At 62.5% G+C, this 19893-nt stretch carries 15 protein-coding genes; 6 read left to right on the top strand and 9 right to left on the bottom strand.

Translation table 11 applies throughout. The annotated features are described in order from the left end of the window. The first annotated feature begins 321 nt into the window (after positions 1–321). The 3 genes from sppA (at position 322) to NMAG_RS12560 (ending at position 4220) form a co-directional block, all read left to right on the top strand. Entirely contained in the window at positions 322–1326 is a 1005-nt protein-coding gene (sppA, locus tag NMAG_RS12570; protein WP_004215178.1) for a signal peptide peptidase SppA, read from the top strand. A gap of 423 nt (positions 1327–1749) precedes the next feature. Continuing rightward, a complete protein-coding gene (locus NMAG_RS12565; protein ID WP_012996697.1) occupies positions 1750–3387 on the top strand; it encodes a DUF373 family protein in 1638 nt (545 codons plus the stop codon). Between the two features lie 95 nt (positions 3388–3482). After that, positions 3483–4220 (top strand): diphthine--ammonia ligase, encoded by a 738-nt coding sequence (locus tag NMAG_RS12560; RefSeq protein WP_004215180.1) that lies wholly within the window; start codon positions 3483–3485, stop codon positions 4218–4220. A 38-nt stretch (positions 4221–4258) separates the two neighbouring features. Here NMAG_RS12560 and NMAG_RS12555 read toward each other — a convergent pair whose 3' ends face one another. Continuing rightward, positions 4259–4927 (bottom strand): cyclase family protein, encoded by a 669-nt coding sequence (locus NMAG_RS12555; protein ID WP_004215181.1) that lies wholly within the window; start codon positions 4925–4927, stop codon positions 4259–4261. Positions 4928–5138: 211 nt separating this feature from the next. After that, positions 5139–5927, bottom strand: a complete 789-nt coding sequence (locus NMAG_RS12550; RefSeq protein ID WP_004215182.1) for a hypothetical protein — start codon at positions 5925–5927, stop codon at positions 5139–5141. 187 nt (positions 5928–6114) lie between these two features. On the opposite strand from NMAG_RS12550, the gene NMAG_RS12545 reads away from it, so the two are divergent. Next, positions 6115–6537 (top strand): DUF892 family protein, encoded by a 423-nt coding sequence (locus NMAG_RS12545; protein WP_335332180.1) that lies wholly within the window; start codon positions 6115–6117, stop codon positions 6535–6537. Positions 6538–6617: 80 nt separating this feature from the next. On the opposite strand, the gene NMAG_RS12540 is transcribed toward NMAG_RS12545, so the two are convergent. Beyond that, the gene (locus NMAG_RS12540; RefSeq protein WP_004215184.1) at positions 6618–7100 is read right to left on the bottom strand and encodes a DUF7312 domain-containing protein; all 483 of its coding nucleotides are present in this window, start codon (positions 7098–7100) and stop codon (positions 6618–6620) included. Positions 7101–7208: 108 nt separating this feature from the next. Beyond that, on the bottom strand, positions 7209–8975 hold the full coding sequence (gene pyk / locus NMAG_RS12535; RefSeq protein WP_004215185.1) for a pyruvate kinase: 1767 nt from the start codon (positions 8973–8975) through the stop codon (positions 7209–7211). 122 nt (positions 8976–9097) lie between these two features. On the opposite strand from pyk, the gene NMAG_RS12530 reads away from it, so the two are divergent. Next, the gene (locus tag NMAG_RS12530) at positions 9098–9385 is read left to right on the top strand and encodes a GYD domain-containing protein (protein ID WP_004215187.1); all 288 of its coding nucleotides are present in this window, start codon (positions 9098–9100) and stop codon (positions 9383–9385) included. A gap of 11 nt (positions 9386–9396) precedes the next feature. Here NMAG_RS12530 and NMAG_RS12525 read toward each other — a convergent pair whose 3' ends face one another. After that, entirely contained in the window at positions 9397–10458 is a 1062-nt protein-coding gene (locus NMAG_RS12525) for a DUF7351 domain-containing protein (RefSeq protein ID WP_004215189.1), read from the bottom strand. 187 nt (positions 10459–10645) lie between these two features. Here NMAG_RS12525 and NMAG_RS12520 point away from each other — a divergent pair, with 187 nt between their 5' ends. Continuing rightward, on the top strand, positions 10646–12982 hold the full coding sequence (locus NMAG_RS12520) for a serine hydrolase domain-containing protein (RefSeq protein ID WP_004215191.1): 2337 nt from the start codon (positions 10646–10648) through the stop codon (positions 12980–12982). 105 nt (positions 12983–13087) lie between these two features. Here the strand turns inward: NMAG_RS12520 and metG are convergent, their stop codons facing one another. From metG to ppsA, 4 genes are all read right to left on the bottom strand, one after another. After that, positions 13088–15241 carry a methionine--tRNA ligase gene (gene metG / locus NMAG_RS12515; protein ID WP_004215193.1) on the bottom strand — a complete coding sequence of 718 codons (2154 nt, stop codon included), beginning with the start codon at positions 15239–15241 and terminating at the stop codon, positions 13088–13090. A 388-nt stretch (positions 15242–15629) separates the two neighbouring features. Then, a complete protein-coding gene (locus NMAG_RS12510) occupies positions 15630–16004 on the bottom strand; it encodes a hypothetical protein (RefSeq protein WP_004215195.1) in 375 nt (124 codons plus the stop codon). A 46-nt stretch (positions 16005–16050) separates the two neighbouring features. Then, positions 16051–17148 (bottom strand): tyrosine decarboxylase MfnA, encoded by a 1098-nt coding sequence (gene mfnA / locus NMAG_RS12505; protein ID WP_004215196.1) that lies wholly within the window; start codon positions 17146–17148, stop codon positions 16051–16053. Between the two features lie 102 nt (positions 17149–17250). After that, positions 17251–19608, bottom strand: coding sequence for a phosphoenolpyruvate synthase (gene ppsA / locus NMAG_RS12500; protein WP_004215197.1), 2358 nt, complete (start codon positions 19606–19608; stop codon positions 17251–17253). Positions 19609–19893: the final 285 nt, after the last annotated feature.

Here is a 19893-nt window from a genome sequence, read left to right as displayed (position 1 = left end):
CTCGGCGTACTGTTGAGCGTGTTTCTCTTACTGGTGACAGTACGGGCGCCAGTTGGACGACGGCATGGTGGCGAGAAGAACTGACGAGAGACAGCGGCTGCTGTGGTGGCAGACACGCCGAGACGCGATCGGTGTAACAGTCACTGGCTGAGAACGCTGCGGTTTTTTTCTCTTTGTCGTTTTCCGTTGTCACGGTGCTGTCCTGTTCCATTGTCGCGTGGATGTGTCACCGCTCTCCTGTCCCCCCTCTCACAGCAGACGCGACGACAACGGTTAACAGGACAGCACTCAGAGATACCGACATGAACAGAGGTGTCTGTGATGGTTGAGACGCGAGAGATCGGACAGCTCGCCGTGGTCGTACTCGGAATCATAGCAGTAGCGATCCTGAGCGTCGGGTTATTCGTCTTCTATCCCGATTCGTTGACGGATCTGTTCGGACTCGTTATCGCACTCGTCGTGATCCTCCTCGGAATCAAGGTTATCAGTGGCATCGCGAGTTCGATGTTCGCGAGCTACAACGTTGCCGAAGTTGCCGTCGAGGGGCCGATCACCCGTGACGGCGGTGGCGGTGGCCCGCTTCCCTCGCGGCCACAGTCGACGCCGGCCGACGACATCGTCGAGCAGATCGACCGCGCTGACGAGGACGAGAACGTCGATGCGCTCCTTCTGAAACTGAACACACCGGGTGGCGAGGTCGTTCCGAGCGACGATATTCGGCTCGCCGCCGAACGCTTCGACGGGCCGACTGTCGCCTACACCAACGACGTCTGTGCGAGCGGCGGCTACTGGATCGCGAGCGGTTGTGACGCACTCTGGGCTCGTGACGGCTCTATCGTCGGCTCTATCGGCGTCATCGGCTCGCGCGTCAACGCCAGCGACCTCGCCGAGAAGGTCGGCCTCTCCTACGAGCGCTTTGCCGCTGGCGAGTTCAAAGACGCCGGGACGCCACTGAAAGAACTCGAGGAGGACGAGCGTGCGTACCTCCAGGGGCTGATCGACGACTACTACGAGACGTTCGTTGACCGGGTCAGTGACGGACGCGACATGGATCCCGAGTTCGTCCGCGACACCGAAGCCCGGATCTACCTCGGCGAAGAGGCCCACGAGCTGGGGCTGGTCGACGAGCTCGGCACGCGACGAGATCTCGAGGACGAGCTGACGGACCAACTCGAGACGGACGAGGTCGTGATCGAGGAGTTCGAGCCCCAGCGGCCGCTGATGGCGCGTCTAGGGACGGGTGCCCAGCAGGTCGCGTATGCGTTCGGTGCTGGTATTGCCGGGCTGGGCGCTGACAGGGAATTCAGGCTTCGACTGCGGAATTGAGCGAGGTCAGTCACAGCGATTCGACTATTTGACGATTCGACGATCCGACAATTTGATTATTTGACTATTTGACGACTGGGCGATTGGAAAGCTATAGTAGCCACTGCAAGTCACTGCACACCCGATCGCCAGCCTGCTCGGCGATAAGTGTGTAACTAGTTGCAGTTGTTACTATAGACAATCAGATACGTGTCTGTTGTCTGCCCACTGGGACACTCACTGTGTCACCGCGCTATTGTGTTACCGCGCTGTTGTTCCATTGCGCCGCCACCCATTGTGCAACCAACACCATTGCACTCTGCGTCACGACGTTTCTACACAGTCGTCGCGAATCGGATGGCAACGGCGCCGGCGGCGACTCTCACCGGTCACAGTGCGTCGCGAGTAAGTGGTTTTATCGTTATACGGAATGCAACAGCAATCGTGACAACGCTGGTCGTCTGTCTGGATCGGACCGACGATGTTGGTCGGAAGACCGGTCTCCGATCACCGATCGTCGGATGGGAGGCCGTCCGGGCACTCGTCACCGATATCGGGCTCGCAGATCCGGAGGACTCGGGAGTGAACACGCTCCTCGAGACCTTACGCGTCGCCCAGTCGCTTCGTGACGAGGACGAGGAGACAGTCGTAGCGGTCGTCTCCGGTGACCGAGAGTCGATGGTCTCGGCAGACAGGGCAGTTGCCCGCCAGCTTGACGAACTCATCGCAGAGCACGACCCGGATTCCGCGGTCGTCGTGATCGACAGCGCAGAGGACGAACGACTGGTGCCGATCGTCGAGAGCCGGGTGCGGGTCGACTCGGTCGATCGGGTCGTCGTTCGACAGGCACGAGACATCGAGTCGACGTACTATCTGCTGAAGCAGTTCCTCGCAGACGAGGAGCTTCGCCAGACGGTTCTCATCCCGGTTGGGTTGACGTTGCTCGTCTTCCCGATGCTTGCGACCGTGACAAGTCCTGCGGAGGGTGCAGCAGCGATTACGACTGTCATCGGCCTCTTCTTGCTGTACAAGGGGTTCAACATCGACGAGATCATGACTGGCTTTGGCCACCAGGTCCGCGAGTCGCTGTACTCCGGGCAGGTGTCGGTCGTCACCTACGTCGTCGCCGCCGGATTGACGCTCGTCGGCCTCTTCTTCGGGGCACTCGGTGTCTCGAATCTCGACGATCCTGCGGGTATTGGGATCCCTGCCGTACAGTTTGCCTTCGACAGCGTTCCCTGGTTAGCCATGGCAGCGCTCACCGCAAGCGCCGGTCGACTGCTCGACGAAGTGATCGGTGAGGACCCAATACGAAGCTCCTACCTGAACCTGCCGTTCATCGTGGTCGCGGTCGGCCTCGTCGTCCGTGGATTCACAGCGTACTTCCTCGAACAACAGCAACTGATCGATCCGCTGGCGGTCCCGCCGGCGGCGGTTGGGCCGCTGACCGTCGAGGGATTCTCGCTGACAGCGGGCGAGCGACTCGCCGTCTTCGTCGTGAGCGCGATTCTGATCAGCCTCCTCGGTGCGTGGATCGCGAGCGCGATGAGCGGTTCTGATGACCGCACCAATCAGGAGGGGACGACGGGAGACACTCCCAGCGCTGGCGGCACCGCAGACACCAGTTCTCCCTCCGAGCTTACCGATGGCGGTCCGGGTTCTGCCGGGCCACTGTCGACACCAACGCCTGCAAACGTCGAGGTCGTTACGTCGGACGACGATGTACCAGCGTCCCATGATACCCAGCGCGAGACAGGGGCTGAACACGAACGTGGCCACGATCACGAATCCGATCGGGGGCACGAACACACTCGAGACTCCCACCAGACCACCGACCGTGAGCACACTCGAGAGCAGAGTCGTAGCGTCGTTACCGGGGCCGACGCCAACACTGGCAGTGGCCCTGATAGCGATACCGACGACACCAGCCACGGCAGCAGCGACGACACCAGTAAGGGTACTGGAACCGACACTGATCACGACACCGACACCGACACCGACACCGACACCCCCGACAACACCATCGACCGCAACGGCCCCGACAACAACACCGACGATCGCGACACCCCCAACAACCCCTGACCACTCCGTAACACCTGGCTACTCGAGTACGACGAGTCCTGGATTCGACATTCGAGACTCGGTACCCATTTACTCTCCCACCACAACCGTCTTTCATGAGCGATGCAGACGGCACGGGCGCGTGGGTGAGCCTCTTCTCCGGTGGCAAGGACTCCTCGTGGGCACTGTATCAGGCCCTCGAGACCGACCTCGACGTCCAGCGACTCGTCACCGTCCACCCGTCCGAGGACTCCTACATGTATCACGTTCCGGCAACCGACCTCGCCACACTCGCAGCCGAGAGCACCGGCATCGAACTCGTCGACGTCGACCCCGCTGATTTCGACGCCGACAGCGCGACCGACTCCGGTGAACAGGGCGATGCCGAACTGGAGCCACTCGAGGCGGCACTCGAAGAACTGGACGCCGACCTCGACGGCGGCATCGCGGGCGTCACGGCCGGTGCCGTCGAGAGCGAGTTCCAGACCAACCGAATCGAAGCGATGTGCGACCGCCTCGGCTGTGATCTCTTCGCGCCACTCTGGCAGGAACATCCCCGAACGCTGGCGGACGAAATGCTCGAGGCCGGCTTCGAAATCAAAATCATCCAGACAGCTGCCTACGGGTTAGATGAATCCTGGCTCGGCCGCACGCTCGACCAGGACGCACTGGCCGAACTCGAGACGCTCAACGAGGAGTACGGCGTCCACATTCTCGGCGAAGGCGGTGAGTTCGAGACGCTCGTCGTCGACGGCCCGCACATGGACCAGCGGATTGCACTCGAGTACGAGACGGAGTGGGACAGAGACGGGGGCCGTGGGTCGATTCGGGTGACCGACGCAACACTCGAGTAGCGGTCCGTTGAGCCTGTGTTAGCCTGCATTAGCCTGCATTAGTCAGCGGTCGATGCGGCTTCTGCAACCGCCCGGATCGGTGCGCCGTCGGCCTCAGCGAGCGCGAGCGGGAAGGCATAGAGTGTGATGGGCTGGCTGGTCGGGAGTTGCTCGAGATTAGTCAGGTTTTCGATAATGAGCAGATCGTTCCCAAGGAGTGTCTGGTGGACCTGAAAGCCGGCTGGTTCCGATTCCGTTGCGTTCTCGGTTGGTGTCGGATCGGGGTTGAGCGTGTCGAGTCCGACGTTCCAGCCGGCCTCACGGCAGTGGCCGGCGGCTTCCGGTGTCAGATAGGGATGGTCGAAGTAGCGGTCGGTCCCCCAGTACTCGTCCCAGTCGGTTCGACAGAGCAGGAGGTTACAGTCGGTCTCGGTGTCGGGTTCAGGCAGGTCAGCCGTCGTAATCGGTTCCCGAGGGCCCAGACCGGTGTAGTCGACGACCCGAGCATCGAAGACGAATCGATCGATCGACATCGAGTCGAGGACAGCGCCGTCGGGGACGGTGTGACTCGGTGCGTCGATGTGTGTCCCGGTATGGCTGCCACAGTGGAGGTCCGTGACGCGGTAGCCGTCCGCGTCGACTGTCGCTGCTGTGGTCACGTCTACTGACGGGTCGTCTGGAAAGACCGGCATTCCGGACTCGATTGGGTGGGTAAGATCGACGTACATTGACTACCTGCGCCATATCGTCGTGATGGTATGTAGCTGTGGGATGGGGTACTGTGGGCTGACTACTGGTTCTCAAACAGGCCGTTCCGAAGGCTGCGTCGAAAGCGGCCAGCAGTTCGAGCCCGAACCGTAGTCGTACACAAAAGTCTCGCTGCTGATCTGGGTCGGCTTCTTCGCGCTCTTGCTCGCGCTGCTCGTCCTCGCCGGCTAATCAGTCGTCAGCCGACTGGGACTCGAGTTCGGCCCAGCCCTCCTCGACCCAGTCGGGTTCCTCAAGTTCGAGGTCGTCGTTGCGAGTAAACTCGCCAACGTACTCCCAGATTTGTTCTTCGTTGTCGACCCGCATCGTGTGTGTAATATCGTAGGTTTGAATCAGACCTGACGAGTCGACCAGAAGGTCGAACTCGACGTGCTGGTCACTCTGTTGGGTGATGTTGCCCGCGCCTTCGATTCGGTACCGTTCAGTACCACTGTCAGACTCGTCGACGCTGACCGTGTGCTCGACTTCGCTGAGTTCGTATAACGACACTGGAAGGCTCGTCGACTCCATTCCCATGTTCTGACCGTGGAATTCAGTAGTACCCGCAGCATCGGTGACGCGGCTGATACTCATCCGATCACCGTCTTCCCGCCACGTTTCGCGTGTCATCACCGCATCCGGCTCAGGGTCCGCAAGCGAATCCGGGTCGACCCGCAGTACGTAACGAGCCGCCTCCTCGGTAACCGTCTGTGTCGTATTCGTCGTGCAAACGACATCGCCCGACTCGTTGTGAATTACTCGCTGTTCCGTCCGTTCGAACTCGCTGTACTCGAGTCCATCGTAGTGAGCGTTCGCGAAGGCGGTCGTGTCGTTGATTCCGTCTTCGGTGAGTCCCGGCACGAGTTCGTCGTTCTCGACACTGAGTGGCTCTCGATCACCGTCTGGCGATGAGTCGAACGCACTACAGCCGGCACTCATCACGAGCAAGGCAACCAACAGGAGGGCGGCAAGCTGTCGCATGTGATTGTTTTGGATAATCGACAGTACCGCATAAGTACATTCATATTTCTGACTGGTTGGCTACTGCAACGGCCTACTACCCGGTCGTCACACGACGGCCGAACCGCTTTGGGGCTCGGCAATGCCCACACCAACATGATCGAAACCGAACGAGACCTGTTCATCCAGCGACTGCGCGAGTTCTACCATCTACCACCTCGAGCGCGAACTCGAGGACCTCCAGACCGAACTGGCCGAGGCTGCGACTGACGAGGAACGCGAGTCGTTTTACATGGCCCACAGCGAGACCACGACCGAACAGATCGGCCGGATAGAACCGCTGTTCGACGCGGTCGAGGCCGAACCGGGCGTCGTCGAGAGTGACGTGCTCGATACTCTCACGAGCGAGCGCGAGGACCTCATTGCGGACATACAGGACCCGGCACTCGGCGACCTCGTCGAGGCCGAACTCGGCCGGACGATCGAGCGCCTCGAGATCACGAAACTCGAGACGCTACTGGCGCTTGCGGATCGGATGGACTTGCCCGACGAGATTGTGGGGCCACTCGAGGAGACGAAGACCGAGGCAACGAACGGACTGGAGCGTGCGAAAGAGGTGACTGAGATCTAGGTGGCGAGTTCTGGGTCAGGCGCTGTTCTGGGTCAGGCGCTGTTCGGGGTCAAGAACTGAGAGTCTGTAATCAGTCCCGATCAGAGCATAATCGAGAAGACGCGTACAAGAACGAAGAGCATGATGAGCGCGCCAAGTGCGACGAAGAGTGCGTTCTCGAGCGATGGGTCACCAGCTTCGATCGGTGCCGAACTTGGTTCGGGAGCATAGGGGTCGTCTTCGTCGGTCTCCTCATCGTCGTCCTGGGCTGTTTCTCGAGTCGTGTCGGGGTCGGTGTCTCGTGAGAGATCGATAGAGATGCGATCAGTCTCAGTGCGGTCATCCGATGCGGATGGTGGGCCTGCGCGTGGCTCAGGCGCAGTTGCTGGATTCGAGTTGGAATTGGAGTTCGAGTTCAGGTTTGGGTTTGAGCCCGAGTCCGAGTCCGAGTCCGGCTTCGGGTCCGAGTTCGAGTTCGAGTTCGAGTTCGAGGTCGAGTCCGACCGTGAACCAGATTCTGAATCCGTCCCCCACGACGCCCCCCAGTCGTCGCGATGGTCGTCGTCGGACGTCTCGTCTGCCATACATAGGAGTATACAGGCCGGCGACAAAAACCCGCCGTCCTGGTGATCGTCCGGTCCGAGAGAGTATTTTGTCCCAACTGGGTGCAAGTACTGGGTACGCCGACTCGCTTACTCGTCCTGGTTGCGCCGGTCACTGATGTTACCTTCGTAGACGACGCCACGCTCTGCGTCGACGGTCACGACGGTTCCGGAAGCAGCATCCGGAATATCTGCCCCACTGACCATCGGCACGTTGATCTCTCGGGCGACCAGTGCCGGGTACCCCGTCATCCCACGCTGGGCGTTGACGATGCCACCAATCGTGTTCAAATCACCCGTGAACTCCTCGTCGAAATCCGCTGGGAGAGCGATGATAGCACCGTCCGGCACGTCGGTGAGGTCGCCGTCCGGGACGCGGGCGAGCGGTCCCGTGGCTCGGCCCTCGACGACGACACGGCCCGTCGTCAGTGCCTCCGCGGCGACGTGGACCTTCAACATGTTCGTCGTGCTCGCACCCTCGAGTTCGGTCATCATCCCACAGAGAACAACGACGGTGGCACCGCTCTCGGCGATCCCGGCCTCGAGTGCTGCCTGTACTGCCTTCTCGACGACGGTATCAGCCCCCTGATCGGAGATTTCGGCATACAGCGGCGTGACGCCCCACGAGAGGGCGAGTTTCCGCCGAACGCGGTGGCTCGGCGTCGAGGCGACGACCGGAACACCGGGCCGGTACTTCGCGGTCTTCAATGCCGTGTAGCCAGATTCGGTTGCCGCGACGACTGCGTCGGCGCCAACGTCGCGTGCAAGGAAGCGAGCCGATCGTGCCAGCGCGTCCGTTCGGGCCTCGCCGGCCGCGGGAACGCGCTGTTCTAACAGTTCGTCGTACTCCCCAGAGTTCTCGACCTCGCGGACGATACTGTCCATCGCGTCGACGACGGCGACAGGGTGGTCGCCGATGGCGGTCTCCGCCGAGAGCATCACCGCATCCGTGCCGTCGAGAACGGCGTTGGCCACGTCCGAGGCCTCCGCTCTCGTCGGTCGGCGCGCGTGAACCATCGAGTCCAGCATCTCCGTCGCCGTAATAACCGGCAGGCCTGCCTCGCGACACTTCCGGATCATTCGCTTCTGGATCATCGGCACGTCCTCCATCGGACACTCGACGCCCAGATCGCCGCGGGCAACCATGATTCCGTCCGACGCGTCGATGATCTCGTCCAAGTTGTCTACCGCACCTGCGCGCTCGATCTTCGATACGATCGGGATCTCCGCGCCGAAACTCTCGAGTACCTCGCTAACCTCGAAGACGTCTTCGGCGTCACGGACGAAACTCGCCGCGACGAAGTCGACCTCCTTCTCGGCGGCCAGTTCCAGGTCCCGACGGTCGGACTCGGTGACGACATCGAGGTCCAGATCGACGCCGGGGACGTTCACACCCTTCCGGCCGCCGAGTTCGCCGCCCGTGTCGACGTGTGCCCGTATCGTGTCGCCCTCGTCCTCGTGCTCGCGAACTGTCGTCTCGATCAATCCGTCGTCGAGCAAAATACGATCACCCACTTCGACGGCGTCGATCGGCAGCGAGAGCCCCACCCGTTCGGCCGAGACCTGGTCGCTCTCGACGAACTCGATTTCGGAGCCGGACTCGAGTGTCACCGTTTCGCCGTCAGGAAGCGGGGCGGTGCGAATCTCGGGGCCCTGCATGTCGAGCATGACGGCGACTGGCTTCTCGCGTTGCTCGTCGACCGTCCGGACGCGGTCGATGAGTTCGGCTCGGTCCGCGCGGCTACCGTGGCTCGCGTTCAGCCGGGCGACGGACATCCCGGCGTCGGCGAGGTCGCGGATCGTCCGCTGATCGCTCGAGGCGGGACCCAGCGTACAGACGATCTTTGCGTTTCTCATGGCTTGCGCTAGCGCGAGCACGGGCAAAAAGATAGGTGACTTACTCAAAGCCGAGTTTGCCTTTACTGCGACCGTCGTCTGCCACGGCAACTGTTTTCCGTTTGCCCGGTTCGTCCTGGGACATGCCAACGTACGCATCACTGATCGACGTTGCGGACCGTGACGTCCAGAACGCACAGGAACTTGCGTCGATCTGGGGCGAAGTGCGCACGGAGTTCGAACAGCACAACGCCGACCTCCAGGAGTCGTACGCGATCCTCGGCGAGCACGACTTTCTCGCCGTGTTCGAAGCTGGCGACCGCGAGGCCGCGTTCAAATCGGCGCTCACGCTGCGTCGGCACGGCCTCCAGGCGCAGACGATGGAACTCCTCGACACTGACAATTTCTCGCAACTCGTCGACGAAGTGTGACGGCTGGAGCGTTATCGTTCGGCTCGACACACCCGCTCGGTGTCGACGATCCGAACGTCGTCGCTAACGACCAGTTCGAGTCGCGCTGTTTCGAACGTGATGTCGAGTCGCACGCGACGCGGTTCGTCACTGAGAACCGTTACCGCGTCGTCGTCGACGAACGGAAGACTCCAGACACGGGTACTCGTGAGATCCAGTCCGTGGTCCCAGCAGAACGCAATCGCTTCCGGATGAGTGATCGCGACAATGCCGACGTGTGACCCGCCGAGGGAGCCACACTCGTCACAGTTCGCACTGAACGCGTGTTCCCAGCGCCGGTCTGGGGTGTACTCGAGTGCCCGTTCGATGGGCGCGTGGCAGTAGGGACAGATGTTTTTGAGGAGCTGTTCGACGGTGTGTCGCCACAGCGTCGAGGCGGTGTCGAGCAGTTCGTCGACTGCCATTCCTCGCGCCGCTGCGCCGGTGGGTCGGACGGCGTGAGCGTACAGGAGGTCGTCGCCACGTCGGATCTCGACAACGCTGTCCTCGTAGGTTGCCGTCAGCGGGTCCTGTGCTGTCGGCCCGTCGTCGGTCTCGTTCGCACTGGTATCGACTGGGTTCTCTCTCGGGTCGTCGAGTACGACGGGCCCACACGGTTCGTGTGATCGCCAGGCGTCGACGTCGATCACTTTGGCGATTTCGAAGCCGGCAAACGTGAGTCGGTAGCCGTCGGGACTGGAGTCCGTACTGGTGGGTGAATGGCTGTTGGAACTGGAATTTGTGTCGGTGGTGGTCTCGGTGTCAGTGTCGCTCCCGGTACCAGAACCGGTACTGGCCGTAGGCTCAGTCTCGCTCCCGCGCTCGACGAACAACCCATCTAACTGTCGCAAGTGATAGTTGAAGTTACCCTTATCCGTAACACCGACTTCCGATCGGAGCGTCGAGTACGAGAGCGTCGCCTCTCGTGAGGTCGACTGCAGATGGTCGTAGAGCACGCGGAGGATCTCGAGTCGGGTCTCGTTGCCGAGCGGTTTGAACGGGTCGGCGGGCCGTTCTGGCGTCGCTTCGTCGGGTGTCGTGTTCGGTCCTGTCATTCGCCTATGAAGTCATCTGTCAGTTCCTGTTCGTCTGTCTGGTATCTGCCCGTTGTCTAGCCGTCTGCTCGGCATCTGTCCATCACCTCTCCGTTGTCTCTCTCTCTCGTCATCGACTCGCCGGACAGGAGTAAAATATTACTCCAAACACATATGTTGTACCCGTTTGAATCGACACCTATCTGTAATGTCGACCGATCCCTCCCGCCGGCAGCTTCTCGCCGGCTCGGCGCTTCTCGGAACGGCATCGCTCGCCGGGCCGCTCACGGAGCTTGCCGGTGCTGACGCATCGACATCCGAACTGTCTCAGCCGGGTGAACACTCGGAGCACAACGGAAACGGACGAAGCGGTCCGACCACCGCCACACTGCACGCACAGCAAGACGCGGCCGAACTCGACCTAGAGCTGGATCCCGACGCCGTCGAGTCGTTCGTCGACAACGCACTGGACACGGCCCTCGACGAACACGATATCGTCGGCGCGTCCGTCGCCGTCGTCCACGACGACGAGGCCATCCTCACGAAAGGATACGGCGTGGCAGACGCCGACACCGAGGAGCCCGTCGACGCCGCCGACACGCGGTTCCGAATCGGATCCGTCTCGAAACCGATCGTCTGGACGGCTGCGATGCAACTGATCGAGGACGGACAGCTTGATCCACACGAGGACGTAACGACGTACCTCGAGTCCGTCTCGATTCCTGAAACACACACCGAATCGATCACGATGGCTCATCTCGCGACGCACACGGCCGGCTTCGAAGAGCGGTTTCAGGGAACGTGGGTCACCGATCCCGACGACATGCGAGACTTGCCAACAGTGCTCTCAGACGAACAGCCGGCCCGTGTCCGCCCGCCCGGCGAGGTGATCGCCTACTCGAACTACGGAACCGCACTCGCCGCCCAGGTCGTCGCCGATATCGCCGGCACACCCTTCGGACAGTACGCTCAGGAGAACGTCTTCGACCCGCTGTCGATGACCCAGTCGTCGTTCGCACAACCGTTCCCGGACGAGGCGGCGAGCGAGAACGCCGCCACGGGATACAGCGCGCTTCTTGGATCGCCCCAGGAAGCGCCCGGTCTGCTCCTCGAGTTCGCCCCCGCTGGCTCGATGAGCGCGTCGGCGACCGACATGGCGCAATTCATGCGCGCACAGCTTGGGGACGGTTCTCTTGGCACCGACGATAGTCGGGTACTCGAGTCCGATGCCGTGTCCCAGCTCCAGGAACAGTGGTTCACCCACCACGACGCGCTCGACGGCTTCACCTTCGGGTTCATCGAGGGTACCATCGGCCCGCAGGCACACCGGACACTCGAGCACAACGGCCACATTCCGGGTTCGTTCTACAGCGACCTCTGGCTGGTTCCCGCGGCCGATCTCGGCGTCTTCGTCACGTACAACACCGACAGCGGGGCGGTGGCAAGCGGCGAGTTCCGTGAAGGGTTCGCTGCTGAGTTTCTGTCCGATGCAGAGGGCGAAGACGAGCTGACGCCAGGCGAACCCGATGGTCCACCCGCTCGCGCCGGCGAACTCGAGGGCACCTACCGCAGCGTTCGGGTCGTCGAAACGACGATGGGGAAGCTGCCGTCGACGGTGCAAGCGGCCAGCGCCGATGTCCGCGTCGACGACGATGGCTTTCTCGTCACGGATTTCGGTGGGGGTCCCGACCGCTGGGTGGAGGTCGAGCCGCTCCGCTTCGAGGCGGTCGAGGGCGATACGCAGCTTGCGTTCGGCGAGCAAGATGGTGACGTTCGATATCTCTTCCTCGATTTCCAGGCGTTCGAACGCCAGTCGTGGCACGAGTCACTCTCGCTGCACGGCGGAGTCGCCGGCGCGACGATGCTGGGAATGCTCTCGGGTGCCGTTGGCTGGCCGCTGGCACGTGGTTGGCGGCGGTTCCGTAGTGGTCGCGATGGGAGCGGCGGTGGCGGCAATAGCGGGAGTGAGAACGAGCTTTCCGACGCAACTACTGGCGAGGCCGACACCGATTCCGCTGCGTCAGCACCGAGTGGTGCGCCTGACACGGAATCGCCGTCTGAGACGCAGCAGATCGACGGTTCGGCGGCTTCAAGTACCACAGATTCGGACAGCGCCAGTCCTGAGTCAGACGGGGACTCGAGTGCGTCCGTAGCCGAGGAGTCACAATCGAAGTCGGTGTCCCAGCCGCAGACACGGACCCAGTCCTCGCAGTCATCAACACCGCTTCACAACGCAGGGTGGGCGCGCTGGGTCGCCGGCGGCTCGAGTGGGGCGCTGTTCGGCTTCCTCGTCGGTACTGTCGTGCTCTACCTGTTGCAGCCGTATACGCTGTTCAGCAACCCGCCGACGAGTTTCCAGCTGCTCGCCGTGTTACCACTGGTCGGCGCGCTCGGAACGGTCGTCGCGGCAGGGTACGCCGTCCAGTCCTGGCGGCTCTCGTGGTGGACGCTGCGCTCTCGGGTCCACTACACGCTCGTCGTGCTCGCGACGGCTGGGTTCTGCCTGCTGTTGGGGTACTGGAACCTGCTCACGATTCCGCTGTAGGCTGTCGCCTGCTCGAGATTGACAAAACAAACGCCGCGAGTAAGACGTGAAAATCGAGTTTTGCGCCAGGATCGACGCGTCCGGGAGACTTGACTTGGGACGGCGTTACTGCACTTTCTCGCCCACGACAGCGTCGTCGTGGGTCGTCAGCAGATCCGCTTCGTCGCCCGCCGCGAGGATCATGCCGTTCGATTCGACACCGAACAGCTCCGCGGGCTCCATGTTTGCGAGCAGGATGCACTTCTCGCCCGGCAGTTCGTCGAGGTCGTGCAGCTGCTTGATGCCCGCGACGACCTGGCGCGTCTCGAACCCGATGTCGACCTCGAGCTTCGCGAGATCGTCCGCACCCTCGATCCCCTCGGCCGACTCGATCCGACCGACGCGGATGTCGAGTTCCTGGAAGTCTTCGAAGCCGATACGCTCCTCGAGGAGCGGCTCGAGGTCGCCGGTGGCTGCGTCTTCGCCTTCATCTTCGTCTGCCATAGCCGCCGATTCGTCCGACGCAGTGTCGTCGCTTTCGGTTTCCTCGTTGTCGTCGCTCTCGTCATCATCGCCGGCCGCCGCAACTCGCTCTTCCAACTTCTCGTTCAGCTCCGCGACGCGGTCGTCTTCGATCTTTTCGAAGAGCTCACCCGGCTCGTCGAAGTTTCGCGGCGGGGACTCGAGTGCGTCCTCGAGATGAACGTCCGACACGTCGCCGTCCTCGCCTAACTGCTCCCAGAGCGCCTGGGCTTTGTCGGGGGCGATTGGTTCGAGGAGGACGCCGACGGCCTTGGCGATCTGAACGCAGTCACGGATAACCTGTGCAGCCTGCTCGGGGTCGTCGTCGGTGAGCTTCCAGGGTTCGTTGCGCTGGATGTACTCGTTGCCGAACTGGGCGAGCTGGGTTGCGGCCTGGCCGATGCCGCGCAGCGAGTAGTCGTTGACGGCCTCGCGGGTTTGGCCGATAGCGCCCTTGATACGCTCTGCGACTTCTTCGGAGACGTCTGCCTCCGGCGTCCCCTCGTAGTTGCGATAGGCGAACAGGAGTGAGCGGTACCAGAAGTTGCCGACCGTCCCCACTAACTCGCCGTTGACCTTCTCCTGGAAGGCGTCCCAGGAGAAGTCGACGTCCTGCTGGAGGCCGCCGGTCGTAGTTAGGTAGTACCGAAGCAGGTCGGGGTGGAAGCCCTCCTCTAGGTACTCCTTTGCCCAGATCGCACGATTCCGGCTGGTGGAGAGCCCCTTGCCGTTGATCGTGATGAAGCCCGTTGCGGCGACCGCACGGGGCTTGTTGTAGCCTGCGCCCTCGAGCATCGCGGGCCAGAAGATGGTGTGGTGCTGGATGATGTCGCGGCCGATGACGTGGACGATGTCGCCATCGTCTTTCCAGACACGCTCCCAGTCGTACTCGTCGGTGCCGACGCGGTCTGCGTACTGCTTCGTCGAGGCGATGTACTCGACGGGAGCGTCGACCCAGACGTAGAGGACGATGTCTTCCGTGGTCTCGCTATCTCCGTTTGGATAGTCGATCCCCCACTCCATATCTCGGGTGAGACACCAGTCCTGCAGCCCCTCTTCGATCCACTGCCGGGGCTGGTTGCGCGCGTTCGAGGTACCCTCGAGGCCGTCCAGGAACTCGGTGAGGTAGTCGGCGAATTCGGAAACCTCGAAGAACTTGTGGGTTCGGTCGCGGTACTCCGCTGCGTTGCCGGTGATCGTACTCGTTGGGTCCTCGACCTCGCCTGGCTCCAGGTGGCGCTGGCAGCCCTCGTCACACTCGTCGCCGCGGGCCTTCTCGCCACAGTAGGGGCAGGTCCCCTCGACGTAGCGGTCGGGCAGATACTGATCTGCGTCGGGGTCGTAGGCGACCTGAATCTCTTTCTCGTAGACGTACCCCTCGTCGTCCAGCGTGCGAACGATTTCCTGGGTGAATTCGGTGTTCGTCTCGTCGTGCGTGTGGCCGTAGTTGTCGAAGTCGACGTTGAACTTCGGGAACGTCTCTTCGTACTGTTCGTGCCACTCCATCGCGAATTCCTCTGGCGAGACGCCCTCCTCCTCGGCGTTGACGGCGACGGGCGTGCCGTGCATGTCCGAGCCGGAGACGTAGGCCGTTTCCTGGCCGAGCGTCTCGAGTGCGCGCGAGAATGCGTCTGCGCCGATGTACCCCCGCAGGTGACCGATGTGCAGGTCGCCGTTGGCATAGGGCAACCCGCAGGTCACGACGGCGGGACGATCCGTCGGAAATGCGTCGTCAGTTGTTGTTGAATCCGTGCTCATATGCGTGTTCTGTCGGTGGCGGGCGTAAAACCCGCCGGTTTGGGATGGGATTTGGGTCGGTTTGCTCGCTTCGCCAGTGGGCTCGCTCACGAGTCTGCTCGCCAGTCGGCGGTGAGCAGCAACTGGGAAGCGGAAAGCGGTAAACGGTGACCAGTGCCCCGTGACCAGAGCAGTGGTCCACTCGATCGAACCGAGTTTCGCGCCACGAAGAACCCGTATGACCGGGTGCGGTCGTGATGCTCTACTCGGTGACGGCGCTGTCGCTACATTCGCATCGGGCGAGAACAGACCGGAACGACAGCGCGCGTCGTCATCTGTACGCAACCCTAGACGGTCGGCGTCTATAACTGTTGGTGGTTGAGAAATCGCGGTCCTGCACGACCATCACTCATTCATCCGTCGTACTGTCGACAGCGTCACTATCGTCAGATTCGGAGCCTGGTTCCGCGTCCCAGATTGCTGGAAAGAGATCGAGTCGGCTCCCGAGCAGCAATCCAGCACCCATCAACCCAAACCCACCGAAGGTGACGAGAAACGTCAGCAGATCGAAATCGACGACGAGCGCGACGGCCGCACCGACCCAGGCGAGCCAGCCGAGCGCCTCCCAGGGCCGCCCGCCATAGAGCCGCCAGACCGACAGCGAGAGGACGAACCCGCCGAAGGCGGCTGCGACCGCGATTTGCTCGAGTGACAGCGTCAGCGATGCGACGGCCAACAGTGCGAAGCCGACGAGCGCAACGCCATCGATCCGATCGAGCGCCATACACACCTCTCGCGGCGGCGGTGATAAACGAGTATCGAAAATTGAATTACGTCGTCGCAGTTGGCGTCTCCGACTCAGACTCGAGTGCATCGAGCGCAGCGACGAACGACTCGAGTTGTGTCCGCGTCACGTGGGGCATGCAGACGACTCGAAGTTCGCCGCTGCCGGTGCTGGAGATTCGCCAGCCAGCGTCGCGAAGCGCCTCGAACGTGGCTTCTGGCACGTTGGCTGCGACGAGCGGGAGTTCGGGATCGACGACGTCGTACCCCCGGGTTGCCAGTTCGGCGGCGAGCCACTCGGCGTTGTTCTGCGAGCGGACGTACTGGTCGCGGTAGCCGTCGGGCCACAGTTCTTCCATCGCGGCGACGGCGCTCGCGACGCCGGCACCGGACCGGGTTCCAGTCAGCGTCGCCTGCGAGGTGGACTCGAGGTACGGCGTGTCGACGGCGAGTTCGTCGAGCAGCGTCTCGTCGCGGACGAGCAAGCCGCCGGCGGGGACCGCGGCCTGGCCCATCTTGTGTGGGTCGATCGCCATCGTGTCGACGGGTGCGTGGTCGAAGTGCCATGCGTGGTCGGTAAAGGGCAGGACGAACCCGCCCCAGGCGGCGTCAACGTGGAGTAGTGCGTCGACCGACTGAGCGATCTCAGCGAGTTCGGGAATCGGGTCGACGCGGCCGTACTCGGTCGTGCCGGCAACGCCGACGACCATCGCCGTCGTCTCGTCGACGCAGGCGCGGACGGCCTCGAGATCGACGCGGTGCTCGTCGTCGGTGGGGACCAGTTCGAGGTCGACGCCGAGCACATTCGCTGCCTTCTGGAAGCTGAAGTGGCCCGATTGGGGCATGACGACGGTCGGCGTCTCGGCTGTCGCAGCCGTCGACCTGGCGCGTTCGCGGGCGATTCGAACGGCCTGGATGTTCGCCTCCGTGCCGCCGCTTGCGACGTAGCCGGCAGGGTCGTCAAGCCCCGCCACCTCTCCCAGTAGTTCGATGGCCTCGTCCTCCAGGGCCGAAATCGTGGGGTAGGTTCCCGGATCGCCGGGGTTCGTCGCAAGAAATCGTTCGGCCGCCTCGCGTGCGACCGGATGGGGTGTCGTACACATCGAGGAGAGCACCCGGTCGAACGCTTGGGGCTCGCGTTGCATATCTCGTCGGTGGGCCGTCCGGCGTTTAGTCGTTGCGTTTACTGACTGGCGGCGTGAAAGGAGCCCTCAACGGAGTCGAAAACGTGACCGGACGGAGCGCTGTTAGCGGACCGAATCGAGCAACAACTTCTGTTCGACGCGCTTGACCTCGTGCTGGACGTCACGCACGGCGTCGATGTTCGCCGAAATCGAGCTAATGCCTTCGTTGACGAGGAACTGTGCCATCTCGGGCTTCGAGCCTGCCTGGCCACAGATGCTCGTGTCTACGTCGTTCTCGCGACAGGTCTCGATCACGTCGCTGATCAGTCGCAACACGGAGGGGTGCAGTTCGTCGAACCGATCTGCGACGTGCTCGTTGTTCCGATCCACGGCAAGCGTGTACTGGGTGAGGTCGTTCGTCCCGAACGAGGCGAAGTCGATCCCTGCATTGGCCATTTCCTCGACCGCTAGCGCGGAGGCCGGCGTCTCGATCATCACACCCCACTTGCGTTTCTCGGGGTCGATGCCGGCTTCTTCCATCAGGCGCTTGGCCTGGTAAACGTCTTCGGCGTCGTTGACCAGCGGGAGCATGATCTCGACGTTGTCGTAGCCCATCTCGTAGAGCCGACGGAACGCCTCGAGTTCGTGGGCGAACACCTCGGGACGATCCAGCGAGCGCCGGATGCCACGGTAGCCGAGCATCGGATTGTGCTCGTCGGGTTCGTCCGCGCCGCCCTCGAGTTGCCGGAACTCGTCGGTGGGTGCATCGAGGGTGCGCGTTCGGACGGGGCGCGGGTAGAACTCGTCGGCGACGCCGCGAATGCCCTCGACGAGTTCCGTGATGTAGGCGTCCTCGCCGTTTTCCTCGATGAACTTGGCTGGCGTCTGGTTCAGCGAGAGGATCATGTGCTCCATGCGCAGCAGGCCGACGCCGTCGGCACCGGTCGCGGCTGCGCGTTCGGCGGCCTCGGGAATGGAGACGTTGACCTTCACCTCGGTCGCGGTCATCGGCTTGACCGGCGACTGCGGGCGGACCTCCTCGACGGGTTCGGTCTCCTCGTCGGGGTCGACCTCCTGGCCCTCGAGTATTGCGCCTTTGTCGCCGTCGAGCGTGATGACGCGGCCGTCCTCCAGGACGGTCGTCGCGTTCGTCGTGCCGACGACGGCGGGGACGCCGAGTTCGCGCGAGACGATGGCGGCGTGGCTGGTCATGCCACCCTCGTCGGTGACGATGCCGGCGGCACGTTTCATCGCCGGCACCATGTCGGGCATAGTCATCTCGGTGACCATGATGTCGCCGTCGCTGACCTTGTCGAGGTCGTCGAGTTTCGTGATAATTCGGGCGGCCCCGCTGACAGTGCCGGGACTCGAGCCGAGGCCGTCAACGAGAATGCCGCCGGAACTGTCGTCGGAGCCGGTATCGGGCCCGTTGTCGCTACTCCCGGCAGCTGCAGCACTGCCGCTGCCGTCGGTGAGTCCCTGTGTCGCGTCGATACCGGCAGCACCCGAGCCCGACGCGGCATCGGGTGCGCTCTCGCTCTCGTCGATCGTCGTGATCGGACGGGACTGGAGCATGTACACCTCGCCACCAGCGATTGCCCACTCGACGTCCTGTGGGGTATCGTAGTGGTCCTCGACGCGCTCGCCGAGGTCGAGCAGGCGGTCGATTTCGTCGTCGTCGACGACGCGAGCGTTCCGCTTGTCTGGGGACACCTCGCGCTCGACGGTTTTGCCCGTCTCTTCGTCCTTGACGTGCATCACCTTCTTCTCGGCGACGGTGACGTCGACCGAGCGGTCCTCGCGTTCGACGACGTAGTTGTCCGGCGAGACTGCCCCGGAAACCACCGCTTCACCGAGTCCCCAGGCGGCCTCGATGATCATCGTCGGATCGCCGGTCGAGGGGTGGCTGGTAAACATCACACCGGACTTCTCGGCGTCGACCATCTGCTGGACGACGACGGCGATGTTGACTGCCGAGTGGTCGAATCCCTGTTCCTGTCGGTAGTAGATCGCACGCTGCGTAAAGAGAGACGCCCAGCATTCACGGACGCGCTCGAGCAGGTTCTCCTCGGTCACGTTGAGGAACGTCTCCTGCTGGCCCGCGAACGACGCGTCCGGAAGGTCTTCGGCGGTCGCGGAGGAGCGAACGGCGACGAACGCCTCGCCGTCCCCAACCTCGCGATAGGACTCCAGAATTTCCTCGCGCAACTCGTCGGGGAACGGCGTCTCGAGAATGAGTTCCTGCGCGCGGTCGGCCGCAGCCGCGAGCGCACTCGAGTCCTCGACATCGACGTCGACGGCGGCGAAGAGTTCCTCGTCGATCTCGGCCGATTCGATAAATGATCGGTAGGTTCCGGCGGTCACGACGAAACCTGGGGGGACGGGGAGCCCGGCTCCGGTAAGTTCGCCAAGGGAGGCACCTTTGCCGCCGACTTTCTCGATGTCGCCGGCGCTGATCTCGTCCAGCCAGAGTACAGCCATCTGTAGTCGTGTGGACACCGGATTCGATTAAGAAGGTTGCGAACCAGGGGCATGTTTCGCTACTCAGAACTGAATGAACTTATCTGATGATGGCTGGCAAGCCGCGACTACATCCGACTCCTAGCTGCTTATTAGATACGATACTAGTTTCAGAAAACCATAATGAGGGTACTTTCGAATTCGCTCTTGTGTAGACTGGTGGATAGAGTGTTAACAAACAGCTCTCATCCCTGAGTTACAGGCTGCAGTGCCGGAACTGCGGCAAAACGGAGTAGACCATCCACT

Source organism: Natrialba magadii ATCC 43099 (assembly GCF_000025625.1).
Classification (GTDB): domain Archaea; phylum Halobacteriota; class Halobacteria; order Halobacteriales; family Natrialbaceae; genus Natrialba; species Natrialba magadii.
The sequence above is the reverse complement of the archived record's forward strand: the minus strand, read 5'-3'. Positions and strand labels throughout refer to the sequence as shown.